Annotated in this window: 20 protein-coding genes and 1 pseudogene; 8 read left to right on the plus strand and 13 right to left on the minus strand. The window is 37.8% G+C overall.

Annotation, left to right across the window (positions count from 1 at the left end; translation table 11 throughout):
* Nucleotides 1–37 precede the first annotated feature (37 nt).
* Nucleotides 38–2,929, plus strand: a complete 2,892-nt coding sequence (gene pgmB / locus FJR11_RS06925; RefSeq protein WP_168502974.1) for a beta-phosphoglucomutase — start codon at nucleotides 38–40, stop codon at nucleotides 2,927–2,929.
* Between the two features lie 13 nt (nucleotides 2,930–2,942).
* Here the strand turns inward: pgmB and FJR11_RS06930 are convergent, their stop codons facing one another.
* From FJR11_RS06930 to FJR11_RS06975, 11 genes and pseudogenes are all read right to left on the minus strand, one after another.
* The gene (locus FJR11_RS06930; RefSeq protein ID WP_168502975.1) at nucleotides 2,943–3,578 is read right to left on the minus strand and encodes a phosphoribosyltransferase; all 636 of its coding nucleotides are present in this window, start codon (nucleotides 3,576–3,578) and stop codon (nucleotides 2,943–2,945) included.
* Entirely contained in the window at nucleotides 3,575–3,925 is a 351-nt protein-coding gene (locus tag FJR11_RS06935; protein ID WP_168502976.1) for an Hpt domain-containing protein, read from the minus strand. Before FJR11_RS06935 ends, FJR11_RS06930 begins: the two co-directional genes overlap by 4 nt.
* 76 nt (nucleotides 3,926–4,001) lie before the next feature.
* Nucleotides 4,002–5,453, minus strand: a complete 1,452-nt coding sequence (locus tag FJR11_RS06940; RefSeq protein WP_217358215.1) for a diguanylate cyclase — start codon at nucleotides 5,451–5,453, stop codon at nucleotides 4,002–4,004.
* Nucleotides 5,454–5,682: 229 nt separating this feature from the next.
* Nucleotides 5,683–6,312, minus strand: a complete 630-nt coding sequence (locus FJR11_RS06945; protein WP_168502977.1) for a ribonuclease D — start codon at nucleotides 6,310–6,312, stop codon at nucleotides 5,683–5,685.
* Between the two features lie 135 nt (nucleotides 6,313–6,447).
* Nucleotides 6,448–7,011 carry a CAP domain-containing protein gene (locus FJR11_RS06950; protein WP_168502978.1) on the minus strand — a complete coding sequence of 188 codons (564 nt, stop codon included), beginning with the start codon at nucleotides 7,009–7,011 and terminating at the stop codon, nucleotides 6,448–6,450.
* Between the two features lie 298 nt (nucleotides 7,012–7,309).
* Nucleotides 7,310–8,548 carry a tryptophan synthase subunit beta gene (gene trpB / locus FJR11_RS06955; protein WP_168502979.1) on the minus strand — a complete coding sequence of 413 codons (1,239 nt, stop codon included), beginning with the start codon at nucleotides 8,546–8,548 and terminating at the stop codon, nucleotides 7,310–7,312.
* Between the two features lie 196 nt (nucleotides 8,549–8,744).
* Nucleotides 8,745–8,948 carry a hypothetical protein gene (locus FJR11_RS23515; RefSeq protein WP_254444702.1) on the minus strand — a complete coding sequence of 68 codons (204 nt, stop codon included), beginning with the start codon at nucleotides 8,946–8,948 and terminating at the stop codon, nucleotides 8,745–8,747.
* A 6-nt stretch (nucleotides 8,949–8,954) separates the two neighbouring features.
* A pseudogene (locus FJR11_RS23740) lies at nucleotides 8,955–9,101 on the minus strand (DUF2887 domain-containing protein); the annotation flags it as partial.
* A 77-nt stretch (nucleotides 9,102–9,178) separates the two neighbouring features.
* On the minus strand, nucleotides 9,179–10,366 hold the full coding sequence (locus FJR11_RS06965) for an McrC family protein (RefSeq protein WP_168502980.1): 1,188 nt from the start codon (nucleotides 10,364–10,366) through the stop codon (nucleotides 9,179–9,181).
* Entirely contained in the window at nucleotides 10,363–11,973 is a 1,611-nt protein-coding gene (locus FJR11_RS06970; protein WP_168502981.1) for an McrB family protein, read from the minus strand. Before FJR11_RS06970 ends, FJR11_RS06965 begins: the two co-directional genes overlap by 4 nt.
* Before the next feature lie 126 nt (nucleotides 11,974–12,099).
* A complete protein-coding gene (locus FJR11_RS06975) occupies nucleotides 12,100–12,537 on the minus strand; it encodes a GxxExxY protein (RefSeq protein WP_168502982.1) in 438 nt (145 codons plus the stop codon).
* A 108-nt stretch (nucleotides 12,538–12,645) separates the two neighbouring features.
* Between FJR11_RS06975 and FJR11_RS06980 the strand changes: the two genes are divergently transcribed.
* The 3 genes from FJR11_RS06980 to FJR11_RS06990 all read left to right on the plus strand — a co-directional run bounded on the left by FJR11_RS06980 (nucleotide 12,646) and on the right by FJR11_RS06990 (nucleotide 13,738).
* Nucleotides 12,646–12,996 (plus strand): translation initiation factor, encoded by a 351-nt coding sequence (locus FJR11_RS06980; protein ID WP_148763687.1) that lies wholly within the window; start codon nucleotides 12,646–12,648, stop codon nucleotides 12,994–12,996.
* Between the two features lie 95 nt (nucleotides 12,997–13,091).
* Nucleotides 13,092–13,250, plus strand: a complete 159-nt coding sequence (locus FJR11_RS06985; RefSeq protein ID WP_168502997.1) for a YqaE/Pmp3 family membrane protein — start codon at nucleotides 13,092–13,094, stop codon at nucleotides 13,248–13,250.
* A 98-nt stretch (nucleotides 13,251–13,348) separates the two neighbouring features.
* On the plus strand, nucleotides 13,349–13,738 hold the full coding sequence (locus tag FJR11_RS06990) for a hypothetical protein (RefSeq protein WP_168502983.1): 390 nt from the start codon (nucleotides 13,349–13,351) through the stop codon (nucleotides 13,736–13,738).
* A gap of 68 nt (nucleotides 13,739–13,806) precedes the next feature.
* Here FJR11_RS06990 and glgP read toward each other — a convergent pair whose 3' ends face one another.
* The gene (glgP, locus tag FJR11_RS06995) at nucleotides 13,807–16,371 is read right to left on the minus strand and encodes an alpha-glucan family phosphorylase (protein ID WP_168502984.1); all 2,565 of its coding nucleotides are present in this window, start codon (nucleotides 16,369–16,371) and stop codon (nucleotides 13,807–13,809) included.
* Nucleotides 16,372–16,911: 540 nt separating this feature from the next.
* On the opposite strand from glgP, the gene FJR11_RS23745 reads away from it, so the two are divergent.
* The 4 genes from FJR11_RS23745 (at nucleotide 16,912) to FJR11_RS07010 (ending at nucleotide 21,291) form a co-directional block, all read left to right on the plus strand.
* Nucleotides 16,912–17,040 (plus strand): hypothetical protein, encoded by a 129-nt coding sequence (locus FJR11_RS23745; RefSeq protein WP_256366773.1) that lies wholly within the window; start codon nucleotides 16,912–16,914, stop codon nucleotides 17,038–17,040.
* Between the two features lie 724 nt (nucleotides 17,041–17,764).
* Nucleotides 17,765–18,454 (plus strand): DapH/DapD/GlmU-related protein, encoded by a 690-nt coding sequence (locus FJR11_RS07000; RefSeq protein WP_168502985.1) that lies wholly within the window; start codon nucleotides 17,765–17,767, stop codon nucleotides 18,452–18,454.
* 240 nt (nucleotides 18,455–18,694) lie between these two features.
* Nucleotides 18,695–18,811 carry a photosystem II reaction center protein I gene (locus tag FJR11_RS07005; protein WP_168502986.1) on the plus strand — a complete coding sequence of 39 codons (117 nt, stop codon included), beginning with the start codon at nucleotides 18,695–18,697 and terminating at the stop codon, nucleotides 18,809–18,811.
* Between the two features lie 98 nt (nucleotides 18,812–18,909).
* Nucleotides 18,910–21,291 carry a DUF3769 domain-containing protein gene (locus FJR11_RS07010; protein WP_168502987.1) on the plus strand — a complete coding sequence of 794 codons (2,382 nt, stop codon included), beginning with the start codon at nucleotides 18,910–18,912 and terminating at the stop codon, nucleotides 21,289–21,291.
* A gap of 95 nt (nucleotides 21,292–21,386) precedes the next feature.
* Here the strand turns inward: FJR11_RS07010 and FJR11_RS07015 are convergent.
* Nucleotides 21,387–22,615, minus strand: a 1,229-nt coding sequence (locus FJR11_RS07015; protein WP_168502988.1) for an ATP-binding protein, incomplete at its 5' end; no start/stop codon positions are given.

Below are 22,615 nucleotides of genomic sequence, written 5' to 3' on the forward strand. Positions count from 1 at the left end.
AAATATTCAAAAAAACAAAAATACCTAATCCAAAATCATGGATAAAAAAGACCATTTTCGTGACTTTAGTTATACAGATTGGATATTAACTGAAACCCAGTTTAATCCAGAGTATTTGCATAGCCGAGAAACTATTTTCACCATTGGTAATGGCTATTTAGGGACAAGAGGAACATTTGAAGAAGGCTATCCCCGCGCATTATCAGCAACATTTATTAACGGTGTTTATGATGATGTTCCTGTAGTTTATACCGAACTCGTAAACTGTCCAGATTGGCTACCATTGACAGTTATTATTGAGGGAGAACGCTTTCGCCTTGATCACGGTACAATATTAAAATATAATCGCAAACTAGACTTACATCATGGCATTCTCAGCCGGTGTTTACGTTGGTGTAGTCCCAATGGTAAAGCAATAGATATCCATTTTGAACGCTTTGCCAGTTTAGCAGATCAGCATATAGTAGGGCAACGTTGCCAACTAACACCAGTAAATTTTGATGGTTTAATTGAAATTCAAGCCAGTATTAACAGCTACTCAGAAAACCAAGGATTCAACCATTGGGAAGGATTAGATCAAGGTAAAATCACCCAAGGATTCTGGTTGCATAGTCGCACTCGCAACAGCCGTATAGATGTGGGTATGGCGGCGAAAATAACTATTTCAGGAACTGATGCAGACCTCCAAATTAATACTACACCTGGTTATCCTAGCCTAAATGCAACTGTGACAGGTCAAATCCAACAGACAATTACCATAGTCAAGATTGTTAGTATTTTTACATCTAACGAAGTTGAGCAACCAGTTGTAGCTGCTAAAGACAAACTCGTAAATATACCAGATTATATAACCTTATTTGATGCCAATGCCCAAGCCTGGGAGCAAGTTTGGCAACAAAGCGATATTATCATTGAAGGAGATATCACAGCAGCTTTTGCAGTGCGTTACAATCTATTTCAGTTACTAATTGCTGCACCTAGAAATAATGATCACATAAGTGTACCTGCGAAAACCCTATCTGGCTTTGGTTATCACGGACATATTTTTTGGGATACGGAAATTTTTATTCTGCCATTTTTTACCTTTACCCAACCGAATTTAGCCCGTAATTTGCTCAGTTACCGTTATTACACTTTACCAGGGGCGCGACGCAAAGCCGCACATTATGGATATCAGGGGGCGATGTTTGCCTGGGAAAGTGCAGTGACAGGGGATGAAGCGACACCGCGCTGGTCACTACGGAGTGATTTTTATGCCGAAGATATCCGCATTTGGTGTCGTGATCGAGAAATTCATATTAGTGCAGATATTGCCTACGCCCTTTGGTATTATTGGCGAGTGACAGGAGATGATGAATGGTTGCGGGATTATGGTGCGGAAATTATTTTAGATACCGCTATTTTCTGGAGTAGCCGAGTGGAATTTAATCCCCAATTAGAATGTTATGAAATTCGTGGCATTATTGGTGCAGATGAATATCACGAATTAGTTCATAACAACTGCTTCACCAATCGGATGGTACAATGGCATTTAGAAAAAGCCTTAATCATCTATAACTGGCTACATTCCACCTTTCCAGAAGTAGCCACAAAACTTGAACATAAATTACAAATTACCTCCGAAGTCCTCAATCATTGGACAGAAATTATCGCTAAAATGCTCATTCTCCACAACCCAGAAACCGGACTAATTGAGCAATGTGAGGGATTTTTTCAACTAGATGATATTGATTTAGCCGCATACGAACCGCGAGAAAAATCAATCCAAATTATTTTGGGAATGGAAGAAACCAACAAAGGACAAGTCATTAAACAACCAGATGTATTAATGCTTCTATATTTGATGCGAGAATCTGCCGATTTTCCCTATAATCAGCAAACATTACAGGTAAATTGGGACTATTACGCCCCCCGCACAGATATTAGTTATGGTTCTTCCTTGGGGCCAGCTATTCACGCCATTTTAGCCGCAGATTTGGGCAAATCCCAGGAAGCTTACGAATACTTTATGCAAGCGGCAATGGTAGATTTAGAAGATAAACGCGGAAATACCCAAGATGGGATACATGGTGCTAGTGCTGGAGGCATTTGGCAAGCTGTAATATTCGGTTTCGGCGGTATCCAATTTCGGGAAAATGTCCCCGTAGCCCATCCCCACTTACCCCCAACTTGGACAAGACTGAAATTTCAGTTACACTGGCGCGGTAAATGGCACGAATTCGATTTACGTCAGGAATTGCCAGAAACGAGAACACCCAACATCCAGGGCGTAATTTTTGACTTAGATGGCGTATTGACTGATACCGCCGAATATCATTATCAAGCTTGGCAAAAGTTAGCAAATGAAGAAGGTTTACCTTTTAATCGAGAAAGCAATGAAGCTTTACGGGGTGTATCTCGTCGCGCTTCCCTAATGTTGATTATTGGGGATAGAGAATATTCAGAAGTGCAAATTCAGGAAATGATGAATCGGAAAAATGATTATTATGTAGAACTGATTCACAATATTACAGCCACAGATTTATTACCAGGTGCGATCGCTTTATTGGATGAATTGCGTCAAACTGGAATTAAAATTGCCATTGGTTCTGCTAGTAAAAATGCCCGCATGGTGATTGAAAAATTGGGGATTGGTGGTAAAGTAGATGCGATCGCTGATGGCAATAGCGTCAAAGAAGCTAAACCAGCACCAGACTTATTTCTTAATGCTGCCAACCAGTTAGGAATCCCCCCAAATAAATGTGTAGTATTTGAAGATGCAACCGTTGGTATTACCGCCGCCAAAGCAGCAAATATGTGGGCTGTAGGCTTGGGACCAGAAGAGAGGGTGGGGGATGCTGATGTCGTTTTGCCTAGTTTGGCTGGAGTAAAATGGGAGGAACTGATTAAGACTTTTTTTCACGCAGAGGCGCAGAGTCTCAGAGAGTGAGAGTTTGGGAGTGTTAATTTTCTAGAAGTGCGCGAACTTCGTTATCTGTAGTTTGGCTGAAATCATCGTACCATAAACCAATTGCAGACATCACCTCTGGACATTGCAAACAAATTACATCATCCACTTCTAAACGCAATTCTTCACAAGTAGTTAGGGGTGCAACAGGAACAGCAACGACAATTTTCGCCGGCTGCTGTTGTTGGATAATAGTGAGGGCAGCCCGCATGGTTGCACCAGTAGCAATACCGTCATCTATGACAATAACTGTTTTATTTTTGACATTAATTGCTGGTTTATCACCTCGATAAACCTGATTTCGGCGCTTTAATTCTCGCAATTCTTGGTTAACAACTTGGGTAATTTTTTCCTTATCTATTCCTAAAGAATCAATCACATCTTGGTTGAAAACCATAGTATTTTCCGAAGCAATCGCCCCCATAGCCAGTTCTTTGTGTCCAGGTACACCGAGTTTTCTGACTATGCACACATCCATGGCCGCATTCAATATCTTAGCAACCTCAAAGGCCACGGGGACACCCCCACGAGGCAAAGCTAGTACCAAGACATCTTCAAGGTTACTATATGCCTGTAAATGTTGAGCTAACATTTGACCAGCTTGAATGCGGTTAGAGAATTTTTTGCTCATGACACTTGTACTATTTTCTTTAAAGCAATTTCCACTTGTGCATACTCATTAACCAACTGTGACACCAGTTCTACAACCCCTTCTAAATTGCCACTCCTGCCTTTTGATTCTAACTCTAAACAAAGCTGATGGAGATTCATTGCTCCCAAAGAAGCACTACTAGATTTTAATTTATGGGCTGTTTTTTGCAGGGTATTAGCATCTTGGTTGGTGACAGATGCTTGAATAGCTATGAAAATTTTAGGTGATTCAACCAGATAACAATTGATTATTTCTGCTAAACTTTCCTCATCACCTTCGAGCATATCCAGTAATGATTCTAAAGCCTGAGTATCTATTGGGGACATTTATAAAATTTTGAAAATGGTAAACTGTAATATTTTGTCATAACTTTGACTTGAGAGCGTGATAATTTTGAGTCAATTACTGATGAATACAGTAGCGATTGCGTCCTGTTTCTTTAGCCCGATAAAGAGCTTCATCAGCTTTAGCAATTAGCCATGTTAAAGAACTGGTTGCTTGAGGAATAATAGTCGCAACACCAAGACTAAGAGTTAGATATGAACTAATTTTAGAACTTTCATGAATCAGGTTCTGAGAGCGAATCTGCAAGAGAATTGTTTCGGCAATATAAACTGCACCAGTAGCATCTGTATTTGGTAAAATTAAAGCAAATTCTTCACCACCATAGCGTGCAGCTAAATCTCCAGAACGTTGGATAACTTGATTAAGAACTTGAGCAACTTCTTTTAAACATTTATCTCCGGCTGGATGTCCATAGGTATCATTATAATTCTTGAAAAAGTCAATATCACAAAGAATTAAAGACAAAGGTGCTTTTTCTCGTTCTAAGCGATTCCATTCCCGTTCTAAAACTTCGTCAAAGGAACGACGGTTAGGAATTTCAGTCAGACTATCTATGCTTGCCAGTTGTTGTAATTTCTGGTTAGCTATTTCTAATTTTTGGTACAGTTCTGCTTGCTGAATAGCCATGACTAATTGATCTGCCAATTGTATAAGCAATTCAATATCTAATTTATCCCATTTGCGCGGTCTAGAACATTCATAAGCTACCAATAATCCCCAGACATTATTTTCCCTTTCAATAGGTACAACTAAATTCGCTCTAGCTTGTAATTCGGTAAGTAAATCAATATGACATTGGGAAAGCCCAGCATTATCAATATCGTCAATAGTATAAATATTACCTTGCTGATAATTATAAGTACATTTGTCGGAAAAGTAAGTATCTTCAAATACTTTGCCTAACATCGGCTGCCATTCTGGGGCTACAGATTCAACTATGACATAGCCATTTCCCTCTGGGAGAAACCGATAGACAATGACACGATCAGTTTTTAGTAATTTGCGGACTTCTATAACAGTTGTACTCAAAATTATCTCTAAGTTCAGAGATTGGCGGATTTTTTGGGTAATTTTGGCGATTAGCTGCTCTTTTTCGATCCGACTTTGTAACTCTTTCATTACCCAGTGCATTTGTAGCAACCGACGCACTCTTTGTCTTAAAACTGCCCAATGAATTGGTTTGGTGATGTAGTCAGCCGCACCAACAGCAAATGCTTTATCTACGGAATTTTGATCATTTAGTCCTGTAATCATCAATATAGGAATATTAGCATTTAATTCCTGCAATTGAGCGCAGCAGCTAAAGCCATCCATGACTGGCATCATCGCATCTAAAAGTATTAGATCTGGATTAGATTCAATATAAATACTTAGAGCAGCTTTACCATCATTTGCTACTAGTACCTGATATCCCTCTTTTTGCATAGCATAACGCAGTTGCATTTGTATAACTAAGTCATCATCTACGACTAATACCAAGGTATGATTTTTGTGAACAGAGGGAGTCACTATCTATAATTTCCTTACTGAAACTATATATTATAAACATAATGATCTTACTTTTCCTGGCTTAATTCGTTGTCTCATGTTTATATATACTTAGTGTAAGTTCTTAGTTAAAAAAGAGGCAATAGGCAATAGGGAAGAAGTTTTTGGGAAGAGGCAATAGGAAAGAAGTTTTTGGCAGTTTTATTTTTTGTTACACACTGCCGTTTTCCTATGCCCACCTACTTACCAATTAATGTTCAAATAGGTCTTTGAATTGTAATAAATCTAAGGCAACTATTGTGGGTAACACTTGAAAACATTCTTGGGCAAGTTGCCAACGTTCTTCCCGTTGCAACATTGTTGTGAGCTTTTGCTGTACACTTAGTAAGTAACGGACATCATTGGCTGCATAGCGTAGTTGGGCTTCAGATAAGTTACTAGCATTCCCCCAATCAGAACTTTGGGAGCTTTTATCTAATTCCACTTTTTCTAATTCTGATACTACGTCTTTTAGTCCATGACGATTTGTATAAGTACGTGCTAATTTACTAGCGATTTTTGTACAGAAAATAGGCTGAACGACAATACCTAAATTGTGCCGTAAAGTGGCAACATCAAACCTAGCAAAGTGAAAAACTTTGAGGCTGTGACTTGCTTCCATGAGTGTTTTTAAGTTTGGTGCTGCTGTTTGTCCTCTAGAGATATGAATAACCGTGACTTGTCCTTCTGGGTTGCACAGTTGCACTAGACATAAACGATCACGCTGGGGTAAAAGTCCCATTGTTTCTGTATCAACGGCAATGGCTGGGGCTTTTAAATACTCAGAAAGAGTTGCATCAGTTAAATCGCCATCGCCAACTTGAAAATCTGGTAATGTCATGAACTTGTCAAATATAAATTATCTTTATTTTGCCAGACAAGATGACCGTCACTTACGCTCCCATTAAAAATGCAAAATTAAAAATTAAAAAGTTGGTTTATGCCCCTTGACTACAAAGGGCGTAATTCTTGAGGCTTAATTCCGTCCTGTGGTATTAGTGTTTAAAAATATTTGTGTTAAGTAGACTTCACCTTGTTCATTAGTAGCCACACCCACCCCAGTTAAGTTATATTTACCTTGAAGATTTTTGAGATGTCCCGGACTTTTTAACCACCCAGAAACAGCCTCATTGTCAGGATTGCTATAGCCCGTATTGTAAGCTACATTTTCTGCCGCACTGCTGTATTTAAGAGGAATAGCCATAACTCGCTGTTCAAATCCTTGATGACTAAAAGGAACTTTACCAGTAGCCATATTTTGACTGTGAATTCTTGCTTGGTGACTGATCTTTTCACTTAAATTTAATTGTCCTAGTCCCTTTTTTGCCCTATATTGATTAATTTGAGTAAAAACTGATTTTTCTAAATTAGTAGTTTGAAAACCAAGATGAGATATTTTGGCTTGACTTGTCACAAGTGATGAACGCTGATGACGAACAGTTTGTTTAGCAGAACTATTATCTGGGTTCGCAGCAGTCATATAGCCACTAGCAAGGACAAGCGTACTTAAAGCGATGCCAAAAGCAGTTTGTCGTAACATAGAGGTTTAAGTAATGTATGGATTTATTGGATATATACCCTATCTTCTGATTATCAGAATACTTACCAGGATACTATTTGCCAATTATGAACTAAAGGATCATCAAATTTTCACAATTTAAATCAGTCATATATCTGCTAGATCGCTGATTTGTTTTTTAGAAAATATCATCCATTACTATAGAGCTAGTAACTGTTATTTACACTACATTATTAATCAAAACTAATAGCAAAAAATAGTATCCAATGATAGATGTCATGGATACTATTTTTGTTAAGCAACTATTTTTTCCAAAAATTTAGTGAATTAAGAACTTAGCTGCTGTTTGCACATCCTTATCACCCCTGCCAGAACAGTTAAGAATAATTTTGGGACTACCAGCAAGTTGAGGACAGAGAGTTTCTAGATAGGCGATCGCATGAGAAGTTTCCAAAGCTGGTATAATTCCCTCTAACTTCGATAGTCGTTGGAATGCGTCCAAAGCCTCAGCGTCCGTCACACTGTAATATTCAGCCCGGCCAATATCCTTCATATAACTGTGTTCAGGCCCCACCCCAGGATAATCTAAACCAGCACTAATGGAATGGGGTTCAATAACTTGACCGTCATCATCCTGCAACAGATAACTCATGGAACCATGCAATACACCAACCTGTCCTTTTGTGAGAGTGGCCGCGTGTTTGCCAGTATTCACACCTTCACCAGCAGCTTCTATCCCAATTAACCGCACAGATGGTTCTTTGACAAATTCGTGAAATAGTCCCATAGCATTAGAACCACCACCCACACAAGCTATCAGAATATCAGGCAAACCGCCCCATTTTTCCAGAGCTTGAACACGGGTTTCCTCACCAATCACAGCGTGAAAATCTCTTACCATCATCGGATAAGGATGAGGCCCAGCCACAGAACCGAGGATGTAATGGGTAGTTTCTACATTCGTTACCCAGTCCCGGATGGCTTCAGAAGTGGCATCTTTGAGAGTTCCCGTACCCGCAGACACTGGACGAACTTCTGCCCCCATTAGCCGCATTCTAAAGACGTTTAAAGATTGGCGTTCCATATCGTGAACACCCATGTAAATCACGCATTCCAAACCAAACCGAGCGCAAACTGTGGCCGTAGCTACGCCATGTTGTCCTGCACCGGTTTCGGCAATAATCCGCCGTTTACCCATGCGTTTGGCTAATAATACCTGACCGAGAGCATTATTAATTTTATGTGCGCCAGTATGATTTAAATCTTCCCGTTTTAAATAAATTTGCGCCCCTGTACCATCAGGACGAGCATAATTAGCCGTAAGGCGTTCAGCAAAGTATAAAGGTGTAGCCCGTCCGACATAATCTTTTAATAAACCTTGTAATTCCGCTTGAAAACCAGGTTCATTGCGGTATTGCTGATATGCTGTTTCTAATTCAGCTAACGCCGGCATCAGGGTTTCAGGAACATACTTACCACCAAAGCGGCCAAAACGTCCTAGAGTATCAGGTACGGGCGTAGTTTGTGAGAAATTCGGAGAGAGGGGTGTAGTAGTCACGGATTGGGTAAAATAAGAGAACAAAGTTAATTTTAATTCTAGAACAATATTGTGGGACGGGCTTCTAGCCTGTCCTCGTGTCCTCGTTCCCAGTCTCCAGACTGGGAATGCCATCTTTGAGGTTCTACCTCCAGTTATAATAGAGGCAGAGCCTCTCAACTGCATTCCCACGCAGAGCATGGGAACGAGAGAAAATTTAAGATCCTTGAATTTCCTTTTGTAAAGCCTGAATTTGCTGAAGAGGTAATTCCGTAATTTCGGCAATTTGTTCTAAACTCATGCCAATTCGTAACAATTTTAAAGCAAACAGTCTTGTTGTTTCAGTTTTACCTTCAGATTTACCTTCTTCTACAGCTTCTTGATAAACCCTAGTTTGTTTCAATTCACTTAAACCTAACATAGCTTCAATTTCCTCTCTGCTCTTTTTGGGTAGTTTGTAGACGATAATTGTCTCAATTAGATTAATTAAATCCCGTTTAATGGTTGCATCAGTTAGTTGTTGGTTTGCTTGGGCAATTAAGCGTTTTGCTAGTGCTGGTATAGAAAATTGTATTTGTTTTCACGGTAATTGAGTAATTTAATCTAATTTTGGAAAACGAACCACAGAGACGCAGAGGACGCAGAGAGAATTTAAGAAAATAGTTTTGTTAAAAATTTATTTCCTGCATCTTCAATTTTATCATCAAGAGAAAAGGTGAGGTTACGAACTCTGATTTCTCCAATATATTTATCAAGGGAATGATTTAATTCTGTTGGATAGACTAATACTGTGTCTAGACAACTTTTAGAAACTGCATAAGTTACTACTTGGGCTATATCTTTAGAAGAAGAATGTTCGGGGTTTTTATATTTAGTATCGAGAATATATTTAGGTTTTGAATCTGTTGTGTCATATAAAATTAAGTCAGTTTTAAAATATATTTTTTCTCCTATATTGATTTTCTCTTGAGTTTTTAAGGTGAAATTTGGGGGTAAATTTTTCTTTAACCACTCTGCAACAAACATTTCATAAAGACGTGCCATATCTATTAAAAAAGGTAAAGTTGTATTTTTACCCTTTTCATGACTTGGGCTAGTGTTATCTAAAAAGAATCGGCAAAATTGATGTAAAATATGATAATCTTCATTTAAACGATGATAAATTCTATCAATACAATCTTCTGAATTATAAGGTTGTAAAGATACCATTTCTTGCATTGCATGATAAGCTTTTCTCACTATCAATGATACTTTCTCTGTACAAAAACCACTATGTCCAATATTAAAAAGTGTCCATAACAAAATTTGGTTATCTATAATATCAGCCGTGTGTTCTTCATATTCACATTCTAATTTTACATTCCAAGGTTTTTTGATTATTTGCTGTACATTTAATCTTCCGCGCACATAAGCCAACTGATCAGTTTTGGGTACATAAGTCCGATATAATCCTTTACGACAGCGTTCTATTATTTTATCGGCTAAAACATAAGCTAAATGATTATAAAAATCTTCTATAGATTCACAATTCATTAAGCCTTCAAGAAATCTAAAACTTTTTAAGTTATAAGCATATTCCAACATTCCAAATAAATTTTTAATTGGGACTTTGGGATTTATTTTCAAAGCTAAATCAGCATTTAAAGGAATATATCCGACATATCCTTGAGCAGTTAGTTTCCATTGATTACGAGTTTTAGGACTGGGAAATTCTACATTTACTTGGCTTTGGTATTTCTCATATAAGATAATTCCAACCTCTTCAGAAATTTCCTCACGAGAAAAAGATTGAGCTTGATATTCGGTTATTTCCAGAATTTTAAAGTTTGCTGAGTTCATATTGTTATCTGTTTCTCTATTTTCTCCCAGCGAAACTCATTTACTTTTTCTAGGTTGTTAAAAAAGTATTCTTCTAAATAAGGCTCAATTTCCATCTTCCAAATATCTTCAATATCTTCTCGTAAATTAGGAGTCAAAAAGAAAGAAATACCAATTTCATAGTTTTTATCATTAATGGCTTGATTTAATTGTTTTAAAACATTAATTAAATCCATAACGTCAAAATTTGTATTTAGATGATATTTGATTAACACATCATAATTAGGACGAAGTTCAATAAACGCAAAACGACGACGTAAAGCATGATCTATTTGTGCAATAGACCTATCTGCTGTGTTCATTGTACCTATTATGCGGACATTTTGGGGAATACGAAATCTATTACCACCAGCGAGGGGAATTTCTTGATCACGGTATTCTAGTAAATACATTAATTCACCAAAAACCTGTGCTAAATTAGCGCGGTTAATTTCATCAATAATCAGAACACAAATATCTTGAAATGATTCAGCTTTTTTGCAAAACTCTAAAAATCTGCCGGGAACAAGTGGATATGTTAATTTACCATCTTCACTTTGAGGACGAATACCTTGAATAAAGTCTTCATAGGAATATGCTGGATGAAATTGGACTAATTCAGAGAAACCGTCACCTTCACTGATTAGGTATTTTGCGAGTTTTTCAGCTATGAAAGTTTTACCTGTTCCGGGTGAACCGTAGAATATGGCTTGTTTTTTGCGATTAATTACGCGTATCCAATTTTGTATATCTACTTCCTGGAAACTAGTTTCTTCAGCACATTGTATCAAAGTATAATTTTCTTTTAAATTACTAGCATATAAAAATTCTAAAGTATTTTCTTCAGGTAAAGAGTTCAGTTGGTCATTAGATTCAAGATTATTTTTTTTCTGGAAACTTCTATAGTCTAATAGTAATGGCATTGGATCATCATAGATGGCTATTAACCACATCGGAAAAAGTAATTCAAATGTTTCTCGTATTTTATTGATTAAATCTTCTTTAGTAAATTGTAGTAATTTAGATGGTTTTAAATGTTCACTTATTTGAATATTCTTAGTTGCACTACTTTTATGAATTATAGATTGAAACCATTCTTCTAAACGGTTAATATTCCAGCATTCTCGGCGATTTCCTTTCCTTATATGCAAGAGACAATTACTAGGTAAGTTTATATACTTGATGATAAAATCTTTGATAGCCGGCTTCTTATAATTTTCAATAAATATTTGCTTGTTAGGACTATTAATATTGATATAAAAACCAAAGCGAAAATCGTTTTTAGAAATGTTTAAAAATAAATGAGCTTTGTCTATTTCTACATTTGTATTTTGTGGATAAAATCTGCATTCATAAAGTTGATAACCTGGATATTCATTAATATTAATTTTTAATTGCTTAGAAATATTATCTGGAAATTGAGAATTTACTTGAAAAAAAATATCCTCAACTGGTTTCAGAACAAAATTCCTATATTCTTCTTCTTTAGAAAGATAAAATTTCCGTGTTTCCTTCTGGGGAAGTTGAGCAAGTAGTTCAAAAGTTTTCTCGGAAAAGGGATTTTCTGGGTGTACAACAAATTCCGTCATTTTTCTTATTTACTTGATTTTTTGCTGTGAATAATTTTAGAACGTTTCGGCAATAGGTGCTATGGAGAAGAATTAACGAACCACGAAGGCACGAAGAACACGAAGGAAGAGAAAGAAGAAGAAGAGTTAAGAAGAGAGGATGATGCGTTTAATGCCTTCTTTGAGAACGGGGACGTTAAAATTGATGAGAAGACCAAGAGGACAATTAGTCATTTTTAAATAAGAAATAACTTGCGCTTCATGAATAGGGGCTAACTTTTCCACAGCCTTCAATTCAACAACTAAAGAATCACCAACTAAAAAATCTAATTCACCCTCACCTATGGGATAACCTTTGTATTTTATTGCTACTAAATGTTTAGGTTTATGAGGTATTCCCCGCAAGCGAAACTCCAAACCCAAAGCCTCTTGATATACCCTCTCCAAAAACCCCGGACCCAACATCCTATGCACCTCAATACCCGCCCCAATCACAGCATAAGCCAACCTCTCCACATCATCACCCAACCTCCTCATCCTTCCTTCTTCTTCTTCCTTCGTGTTCTTCGCTTCTTCGTGGTTCATTTTCTCTTATCCTCTTATACTCTATCATGTAGCAATTATATATTTAATTCCCACCGCTTAGGCTAAAATTGTTTAGAATAAAAGTCTATTTTTCCTGCATTAAAATTTATGGCTAATCCCAAATCTGACAAAGGCTTTGTCTACCAAGAATTTGGTAACGGTAGTTCACCCGCACTCGAACGCGCTGTAGAACGCGGAATCCAAGATTTACCCCCCAATCAGCAAAATGTGCGAATTCAAGCCACTCGCGCGGGAAGGAAGGGGAAAACTGTCACGGTTATTACTGGTTTCCAGACTAAACCCGAAACTTTAGCTACTTTATTAAAACAGTTAAAAGCCCAATGCGGTACAGGTGGAACTTTGAAAGATAATGAAATTGAAGTTCAGGGAGAACACAAACAGAAGATATTAGAGATTTTGGTAAAATTGGGTTATAAAGCCAAAATCAGCGGTGGTTAAAAAGTGCGGTTTACCGTATCTTTTCAGGAATCGTCACAATAGTATGTGATGTTAATTCTAGAAACATTGAACATCAACAGGAGCATAACATGGATATGGACATAGTCAGAATTATAGCCGCAATTTTTCTCCCACCTTTAGGAGTGTTTTTGCAAGTCGGTATTGGTAAGGATTTTTGGATTAACCTAATTTTGACTTTCTTTGGTTATATCCCTGGTATTGTTCACGCAGTGTGGATAATTGCGAAGAAATAATGATGTCAGAGAGGTAGAGAAAACTGGACTATCTCTCTATTTCTCACACTGTTTGTCAAATAGTAAGTTAGAAATTTATTAGGGTAAATGTGAGGATTATGAACTACAAAGCTATCATTTTATCGGCAATTTTAGGAATTTCTACTCCTGCAATTATTGATATGGCTATTCCTAATCAAGCTATGGCTGTGCAAAAGTTTGATTATCCAGCCGGTTCATTTAGTGATAAAGATTGGGAGGTAAATTTAGCTTTTAACAATAATTCTTATTACTATTATGGAGAAAACCGTAATAGTAATTCTAGTATTAATTTATCTGGTGCTGTTGCTTCCGGTACTAAACAACGTCAAGTTTATACTTGGAATAATAATGGCATGAAATACCAAGTTACCTGGAAACCAAGTGATCCGAATTTTATTCGGGTTCAAGTCACTCAACCTAATGGTAAATTGATTTTGAATCGGGTACTCAAAGCTGTTAAAAATTAAGGTTTTCTATTATTAAACATAACCTGATTTTTGGAGAGACGTTCCAGGGAACGTCTCTTTATTTTTGCTTATTCAGCCCAAGCGATTAATCTGGGTTCGTAAGGACTAGAGAGGTATTGATTTCGAGGTAAGACACGCAAAGATAAACCTTGCAAACCAGAAGTGGTGTAAGTGATATTTGCAGTATACACACTTGAATTTTCTGGATCTTGCCCTTGATAATCCATGATTACAGGTACAGCATTGACAATATCACCGTTGGCATCAATAGAACCTTGATAGAGTTCTACTTGGACATCATCATTTTTCAAAGTTGCTAAATCAACTTTAGCTTTGACAGCTACAGTTTGATTAACTTCAATATCTGATGCTGCGGATACGTCAATATCTTTGATTTTGATGTTAAACCAGTGTTCACCTAATTTTGCTCTCCAAGCCGCTAATTCCTTAGCGGGAGCATAATTATCAACGGTGAGGTTATGATAGCGATCGCTGGCAGGGAAATAAGCTCTCATTGCATATTCTCGCACCATCCGGGCTGTATTAAAGAAAGGACAATTCAACCGAATCGCATCTTTCATTTTTGCTACCCAAGGACGAGGCAAGCCATCACCATCACGATGATCATAGAATAGGGGGACAACTTCCTTCTCTAGCAACTCGTAGAGGGCGTTGGCTTCTATCTCATCTTGATAATTAGGATCTTCGTAATTTTCCCCATGGCCAATAGCCCAACCAGTGCGAACATAATCGGCTTCATCCCACCAACCATCAAGTACACTCAAATTGGGTAAGCCATTCATAGCGGCTTTCATACCACTTGTACCGGAAGCTTCGCGGGGACGACGGGGGGTATTTAACCAAATATCACAACCTGCTACCATTAAGCGGGCGATGTGAATATCGTAGTTAGGCACAAACACCACCTGTTTTTCTAAATGGTGTTCATGGATAAAGTGATTAATATCCCGAATTAATTCTTTCCCAGGGATATCTTTGGGGTGTGCCTTACCAGCAATCACAAACTGCACTTTCCGGTGTTTGTTAGCGAGTAAAATCTTTTTAATTCTTTCCAAATCACGCATCCATAAAGTAGCGCGTTTGTAGGTAGCAAAGCGACGGGCAAAGCCAATAGTGAGAACGTTAGGATCAAGCACTTCCTGGGCTTGGGCAATATCTGAAGCTGAAGCACCGCGATCGCGTAAATGTTTAACTAAATGTTCTCGAACATACAACACCATATCCAAGCGGCAGCGTTCGTGATTCCGCCATAACTCTTCATCAGGAATTGCATCCATGCGTTCCCACAATTGGTTATCCGGTGGCGCTGATGACCAGTTTGGCCCAAGATAGCGATCGTATAACTCTTGAGTGGATTTACTTACACAACTGCGGGCATGGACACCGTTAGTAATAGCGGCAATTGGCACGTCTTCCACTGGAACTTTTTGCCACAAACCTTGGAACATCTGCCGGGAGACAACACCGTGCAATTGTGCCACACCATTGGAGAATGTCGCCATTTTCAGGGCTAATACTGCCATACTGAAAGGCGCAGACAAATCACCAGTGTTTTCTCGTCCCAAGCCTAAAAATTGCTCTTTTGGTAAACCAAAGATATCTGCATAGTAACCCAGATAGTGCAAAATCTTGTCGGGGGCAAACAAGTCAATTCCAGCGGGAACTGGAGTATGCGTAGTGAAGATATTACTAGAAGATACTACCTGTCTAGCTTGTCTGTAACTTAGCCCTTTTTCCTGAATGAGAGTGCGGATGCGTTCTAAGGCAGAGAAGGCTGCATGACCTTCATTCATGTGGTAAGCAGTGACTTCATACCCCAAAGCTTTTAACATTTGCACACCACCTATGCCCAGCATAATTTCCTGGTGGATACGCATATCTATATCACCACCGTACAATTGATCGGTGATATCGTGGTCATAAGCTTTGTTAGGTTCGATGTTAGTATCAAGCATATACAGGGGTACAGTTCCCACCTGGACACGCCACACTCTCGCATATACCTTACGTCCGGGATAATCTACGGCAATCCGCAGTTCTGAACCATCCGGATTCCGCTCCAAATGCAAGGGCATATTATAGAAGTCATTGATGATATAGCGTTCTTGCTGCCAACCATCAGCATTGAGATACTGGGCAAAATATCCCTGTTGATAAAGTAAACCTACGCCCACCAGGGGTAATCCCAAATCACTAGCTGATTTGAGGTGATCTCCTGCCAGTACACCTAAACCACCTGAATAGACAGGTAGGCAATCTACTAACCCAAATTCAGCGGAAAAATAGGCGTAACATTCCTTGGGCTGCTGATTTCTTTGTTTTTTATACCAGGTGCGTTCTTGCAAATAATCATCTAATTGCCGCGCGGCTCGATCTACTTGTGCTAAAAAGCCATCATCTTCGATAACTTCTAACAGTCGGCTTTGACTGATAGTTCCCAGCATTAATACTGGGTTATGATGGCTAGATTCCCACAAATCGGGATCTAAACGCCGAAACAGGTCTTTGCTCTCCACATTCCAATCGAAATGGAGATTATATGCTAGTTTCCGCAGGGGTTCTAGTCTGGATGGTAGTGAAGGAGATACGTTAAAAGTGCGAATTGGCTGCATAGTTTAGAAAAACTTGAAGTTCAGCTATAGATATTGTTGACTGTTTTTACTTAATGTTGCCAACTCTTTATACGATGTTTGTCAAATTTTGATGACTTTGTTAAGAATTGATAACTATTTAATTGCTAGATACAGACATTAAACTAATCGGTGTTCTGAGTCTAGGGGTTTTCCTGAGTTATTGCCAAAGTTTTCGTAAAAATTAATTATCTGCTGTTTGTGTCGGCACAATAGCGATAACTACACATTTCTATTAAAATTTTATACACGTAGTGATCGGATACATTATATACACAAATCCACAAAAAACAGGTAACAGGCAATAAAAAAGACAAATAAAAACTCAACAAAAGATTTATACCTAAAATAAGTAGTTGAACTCACATAAAGCTAAAAAAATATATATTTACGCCCTAATCTTTTCCATGAAACTTGTTCACTTAATCAAAAATATGTTATGCTTAATAGCAATTGTTATTAGTTAACAATTATCTAATTTAAAATGTAATTTAGTTAGCCTATAAATCATTTGTGTGCAACATGATTAGAGCCGGATACTCTACAAGTTATTTACAAGAAAGCCGTCACAGCAGTCGCGGTAGTGCTTTCTTGTTTGCACCAATGGTGAACTTTAATATTATGGCAGATGTGGGAGATACTCCACCTTAGTAGCTTTTACAGCAGAATTCAGGAGTCAGAATTTAGAAGTTAGGAGTCAGGAGTAAAACTGGCTTGGTGTATGGCTTTGAATTTAGATTCTGTACCTCATTGATATGTAATCTGCTGTATTTTCAAATAATCATTCCCATTACATAAAGATTAAATTGTGATGTTAGAATCATTTTTCTAGCACTACAAACGCCTATGTAGATTTATTGTTGTTAACAAACAACTAATTAAAGTCATCTGTGATGAAAGTATGGCTAAATTCTACTGGTAATTAATCTAAATGAATATTTCTGTATTCGCAGTTGCATTACCAATTGCCCCAATTTTCCCGATCCAGTAAAAACTAATTTGTTTATTGCACCAATCTCATAATTAGAGATTAACTACTACTATGCACTGATATTGACTAGTACATTAAATCAGGCAACCACTAGTTGCTGATTAGTTCAGTAAATGTGCATATGAAAATGTTCCTAAAGTTAGATGAAATAATTTATCTGGGCATCATTTTAAAACTTTTTAAAAGTAGAGTTTTTTAGTAGTTAAGTAAACAATTTACAACTGTAAGCAAATTTGTATATTTGCCATAATCGGGAATTTTGTAGATATTTTTTGATTTTTTAGGGCTACATATATTTGCTTCTACTACCCATGGGGATCATCATTTTTGATCTTCCTCACTCCCCTTTTTGCCCAAAACCAACTTATTTACGAGAGACGTACCATGACTAACTCACAATATTCTGCAAAAATTCAAAGATTCCAAGAACTATTAATAACTACTTTATTGGGAGATTTACCAACAATTGCCATGGGGCCACAGCTAAGAAAATTAGTATACCAGAATATTTTTGGCAGTATGGGTAATGAAGTTTTTATTCAACATGGAGTGGAAATAACTGGTAGTTCATTTATCGAACTTGGGAACGGAGTTAATATCTTTAAAGGTGTGCGTTTAGATGCCAAAGGACACCGAAATAATAGAATCTCTATCAGTAATCGCGTCACAATTGAGCGGAATGTAGATATTGGATGTATGGATAATACCTCTATATATATTGATGAAGATACTTATATAGCTCCTGGTGTGTGTATTGCCGGTCAAGGAGATATTCACATTGGTAAAAACTGCATGATAGCATCTCACTGTGGAATCTATGCCAATAATCATGTTTTTACCAACCCATTGCTACCGATAAAACAACAAGGTGTTACTTGTGAAGGAATTATTATTGAAGATGATTGTTGGTTAGGACATGGAGTAACTGTATTAGATGGAGTTACCATTGGTAAGGGTAGTATTATTGGTGCAGGTGCTGTTGTTAGCAAAGATATTCCCCCTTACTCCATTGCCGTGGGTGTACCAGCAAAAGTTATTAAGAGTCGAGTTGCGAAAGTATCTTGTAATTCGTAATTATCTGATTTTATCAATTAATTAGGTGGACATGAGATAAGGAAAATGTGTAAAGAACAGTAAATATCCCCCTGCTCCCCGCTCCCTGCCCCCTTGCCTTGCTCCCCGCTCCCTACACCCCTAAAATCCCATTCCCACAAAAAAGGTGCAAGATGTAGGTAAGATAAATGAGATATCTGTTCTGCATAGCAGAAAGTACATCTCTATTTACTATTTGGCAAACCCCTGGGAGTTAGTTCTATGTTGAGTTTAAAAATCGCTGTTTATATTGTTGTCGGCTTATTCGTGAGCATTTTTATATTCGGGCTTTTGTCAAATGACCCAGCCCGTAACCCTGGTCGTCGGGATTTAGAATAAACATTCCGACAACAAACCCCAACGGCTGGAAGGTAGAAACAGGCTAATATGTAATTTAACCTTCCGGCTATTTTTTGCTTTTTGGTCAGCTTGAAAATATGTTTCATCCATTATTACCACCTCAGCTACCTCCCAATCTTGAATCTTCAAAACCTGCTTATCATCTCGCTGCTACTCCTGTTGTCAAGGTTGAAACTAATGGGCAAAAACCACTAATTGACGGTAAAGATCAGGACAAGCAGCATCAATCAATTAGCGGTCTAGTTAATGAAGATGTTGTCAACCAAAATTTTTCGCCATTATCTTCACCAGAACAACTATCTCCCGAATTTTCTAGCGCGAATCCTCAAGTTAAGGGTGAAGTTAATAATACTACGGTCAATCAGCAAGTTTTAGCAGAAATATCAACTCCTCCAAAAACAGAACAAAGTCCTGTGAATTTACAGGAATCAGGGGGGAAATTTGATCTATCCGTGGGTAAAAATACACCTGCTGCGTCACCAATACAAAATATTATTGAATTTAAGCTTCGCAATTCCCCAAAGGAACTACCAACTACTGTTGAATTTCCCCTATCACCCCAACTCCCAGAACCAGAGAAGATTCCAGCCGGAAAAGGCAGAGTTGTGGAGGTAATTGCCAATAGCCAGGAGTATGATGAGCAAAGGCGAATTGTGACAGCAAAAGGTAATGTAGTAGTCAGATTTGATGGGGCTGTGATTGATGCCGATAGCTTGCAAATAAATTTGGATAATTTGATTGCAGTCGGTGAAGGTAATGTGGCTTTAACTAGAGGTAATCAGGTATTACAAGGACAACGCTTCACCTATAATTTTATTCAAGATAGTGGGGATTTGGAAAACGGCAAAGGTGAACTTTATATCCCCACCACAGACACAGATTTTGCTTTTTCATCTACTTTACCTACAGATATTACAGCGGGTGGAGTCCCTAGTCGCCCTTTGAGTAATCGGATTCGGGCTAATCAGCCTGTAACTGGTGTTAACAGTCCAGGGGGGATAGAATTTGGTGCTAGTGGTCAATCTGATGCCCGAAATGTGGCTTCACCTAAATTTGGTGGTGTGGTCAAGCGGTTACGATTTGAAGCCCAACGGATTGAATTTTATCCGCGAGGTTTTCAAGCCCAAGATGCCAGAATTACTAATGATCCTTTTTCACCTCCTGAATTAGAAATTAGGGCGGACAAGGTCACGGTAACGCGAGAAGCACCGTTAATAGACCGGATTACTACCCAGCGGCAACGATTAGTTTTTGATCAAAAAGTTGTTATTCCTATTCCTATTAATAGTCGGAAAATAGATCGGCGGCCACGACAGGTAAATCCCACTATCGTCTCCGTTGGTTTTGATAATGATAAACGGGGCGGTTTATTTGTAGAACGCAGTTTTGAACCGATTAATAATGATCAGACTCGCTGGATTGTTACACCACAGTTTTATCTGCAAAGGGCGTTGAAAAGTAGTGAAAATGTGGCCAGTTTATTTGGTGTGAATACCAAGGTGAATGCTGTTTTAAGTCCTAAAACTGTTCTCGAAGGTGCGGGAGAGTTAACTAGTTTTGATTTTGATCAACTGGAAAATAATTTGCGCGGGAGTTTGCGGTTACGTCAAGCATTGGGCAATGTGAATCCTTATACATTAAGTTTGGAATCTAGTTACCGTGATCGCTTGTACAATGGTAGTCTTGGCTATCAAACTGTACAAAGTAGTATCGGTGGAATTATCACTTCTCCGATCATTCCTTTAGGTAAAAGTGGTGTTAATCTTAGCTATCAAGGCGGCGCTCAATATATAGATGCAAACACAGACCGTCAAGATTTACTCTCTCCAGTGCGGAAAAATGATCGCATTTCTTTGAGTCGTTTGCAGGGGAGTGTGGCGTTAAGTGGTGGTATCAATTTGTGGCAAGGAAAACCATTGGCAGCTACAGCCACAGAGGGATTAAAATATACATCCAATTCTGTAGTACCGTATTTGCAAGCGATCGCTGGTGTAACGGGAACTACTAGCTATTATAGTAGTGGAGATAACCAAAGCACTTTAATTGGTACTATCGGTTTAGTGGGACAAATTGGGAATTTCTCTCGTCCTTATTTAGACTATACTGCCTTTAATGTTAGCTATTCCCAAGGAACTAATAGCGGTTTATCACCCTTTCTTTTTGACCGTTCAGTTGATAACAAAGTCCTGAATGCGGGTATTTCTCAGCAAGTTTATGGGCCATTCCGGTTAGGTTTGCAAACATCTGTGAACCTTGATACAGGGAAAGAAACCAGCACTGATTATATTATGGAATATAGTCGTCGCACCTACGGGATTACTTTCCGTTATAATCCTGTTCTAGAATTAGGTGGCTTTAGTCTTCGGATTAGTGATTTTAATTGGACAGGTGGTACAGATCCATTTACTAACGGACAAGTTAAACCGGTGGTTGGTGGTGTAGTCCGTCAAGATAATTGAAAATTAGGAATCAGAAGGAAGGAGTCAGGAGTCAGGAGGAAGAAGGAAGAAGTAAAAGCTGTTTGATACTTAATTTTTGATGATAATTTTGTACTTCAATTATCTACAGTTTGCTGTAAATTTAATGGTAAGGTCACTGTAAAAGTAGTACCAACATTAATTTCACTTACCATATTAATTTGCCCTTGATGAGCATCAACGCATCTTTTGACAATTACTAAACCTAGTCCGTTACCTTGAATTGTTTCCACATTTGAAGCCCGATAAAAGGAATCAAATATTTTGTTTTGGTCAGATTCAGGAATACCAATTCCTTGATCTTGAATTTGAAAAGTTACTAAATTAGCTACATAATCACAAGTAAGTTCAAACCTAATTTTACTATTTATTGGTGAATACTTAATTGCATTGGAAAGTAGATTTCTAAATAAGTGATGTAATAATCTTTCATCCATCACCGTATTTGCATTTTGACTCTGGCAATTAAAAATTATTTCATGTCCGCTATCTTCAATGAGTTCAAACTCTTCAATTAGCTCTTGACAAAATTTTTCTAGGTTAATCGGTTCAGGATTATAATGAAGTTTTCCTGCTTCTGATTTACCCATAAAAAGTACATCTTTCATGAGTTTTTCCATAGATTCTACAGCACCGTAGATTCGTTTTAAGTATTTATTTTTTTTGCATTCTGTTAAATTATCACCTTGGATTTCTATAAGTTCTACTGCGGTTTGAATCACACTCAAAGGATTACGAAATTCATGGGAAACCGTCGAAATAAATAAGGATTTGAGGTGATTGAGTTCCTGTTCTTTTTTTAAAGCTTGCTCTAAATATTCTCTTTGACGACGTTCGCTCAAATCCCATAATACCAGGACAACACCACTAATTTGATCAGGTCGTCGCATCAACAAAGAAACACTATTGCCAATGGGTAATTTTGTGCCATTTTTAGTAATTAAAGAGGCAAATTCTCTTAAGTTCAAAGTTTGTTGCTCTCGCAGCACTTTTGTTACAGGGTTTTCTATAATCTCACCTGTAACTTCATCAATAATTTTGATAATTTCTGATATATTTAGACCCAGAGCTTCGGTTTCTTGCCAACCAGTAATTTTTTCAGCCGCAGGATTAATAAATGTAATTATTCCCTGTTCGTTTGTGGCAATTACAGCATCACTCATGGAATTTAATAAGGTAGCTAACTGATCTCTACTTTCTCGTAATTCACATTCTAGTTTGTGTTTTAGCAAAGCAATTTCTATAGCTATCCGTAAATCTTTAATCGTAAATGGTTTAACAATATAACCAAAAGGTTGAGTAACTT

Source organism: Anabaena sp. UHCC 0187 (assembly GCF_009712035.1).
Taxonomy (GTDB): Bacteria; Cyanobacteriota; Cyanobacteriia; order Cyanobacteriales; family Nostocaceae; genus Dolichospermum.

Excerpts from the sequence above, each read along its gene's own strand:
- pgmB (WP_168502974.1), top strand. The coding sequence starts at position 38 with ATGGATAAAAAAGACCATTTTCGTGACTTTAGTTATACAGATTGGATA.
- FJR11_RS06930 (WP_168502975.1), bottom strand. The coding sequence starts at position 3,578 with ATGAGCAAAAAATTCTCTAACCGCATTCAAGCTGGTCAAATGTTAGCT.
- FJR11_RS06935 (WP_168502976.1), bottom strand. The coding sequence starts at position 3,925 with ATGTCCCCAATAGATACTCAGGCTTTAGAATCATTACTGGATATGCTC.
- FJR11_RS06945 (WP_168502977.1), bottom strand. The coding sequence starts at position 6,312 with ATGACATTACCAGATTTTCAAGTTGGCGATGGCGATTTAACTGATGCA.
- FJR11_RS06950 (WP_168502978.1), bottom strand. The coding sequence starts at position 7,011 with ATGTTACGACAAACTGCTTTTGGCATCGCTTTAAGTACGCTTGTCCTT.
- FJR11_RS23515 (WP_254444702.1), bottom strand. The coding sequence starts at position 8,948 with ATGTTAGGTTTAAGTGAATTGAAACAAACTAGGGTTTATCAAGAAGCT.
- FJR11_RS06965 (WP_168502980.1), bottom strand. The coding sequence starts at position 10,366 with ATGAACTCAGCAAACTTTAAAATTCTGGAAATAACCGAATATCAAGCT.
- FJR11_RS06970 (WP_168502981.1), bottom strand. The coding sequence starts at position 11,973 with ATGACGGAATTTGTTGTACACCCAGAAAATCCCTTTTCCGAGAAAACT.
- FJR11_RS06975 (WP_168502982.1), bottom strand. The coding sequence starts at position 12,537 with ATGAACCACGAAGAAGCGAAGAACACGAAGGAAGAAGAAGAAGGAAGG.
- FJR11_RS06980 (WP_148763687.1), top strand. The coding sequence starts at position 12,646 with ATGGCTAATCCCAAATCTGACAAAGGCTTTGTCTACCAAGAATTTGGT.
- FJR11_RS06985 (WP_168502997.1), top strand. The coding sequence starts at position 13,092 with ATGGACATAGTCAGAATTATAGCCGCAATTTTTCTCCCACCTTTAGGA.
- FJR11_RS06990 (WP_168502983.1), top strand. The coding sequence starts at position 13,349 with ATGAACTACAAAGCTATCATTTTATCGGCAATTTTAGGAATTTCTACT.
- glgP (WP_168502984.1), bottom strand. The coding sequence starts at position 16,371 with ATGCAGCCAATTCGCACTTTTAACGTATCTCCTTCACTACCATCCAGA.
- FJR11_RS23745 (WP_256366773.1), top strand. The coding sequence starts at position 16,912 with ATGATTAGAGCCGGATACTCTACAAGTTATTTACAAGAAAGCCGTCAC.
- FJR11_RS07000 (WP_168502985.1), top strand. The coding sequence starts at position 17,765 with ATGACTAACTCACAATATTCTGCAAAAATTCAAAGATTCCAAGAACTA.
- FJR11_RS07005 (WP_168502986.1), top strand. The coding sequence starts at position 18,695 with ATGTTGAGTTTAAAAATCGCTGTTTATATTGTTGTCGGCTTATTCGTG.
- FJR11_RS07010 (WP_168502987.1), top strand. The coding sequence starts at position 18,910 with ATGTTTCATCCATTATTACCACCTCAGCTACCTCCCAATCTTGAATCT.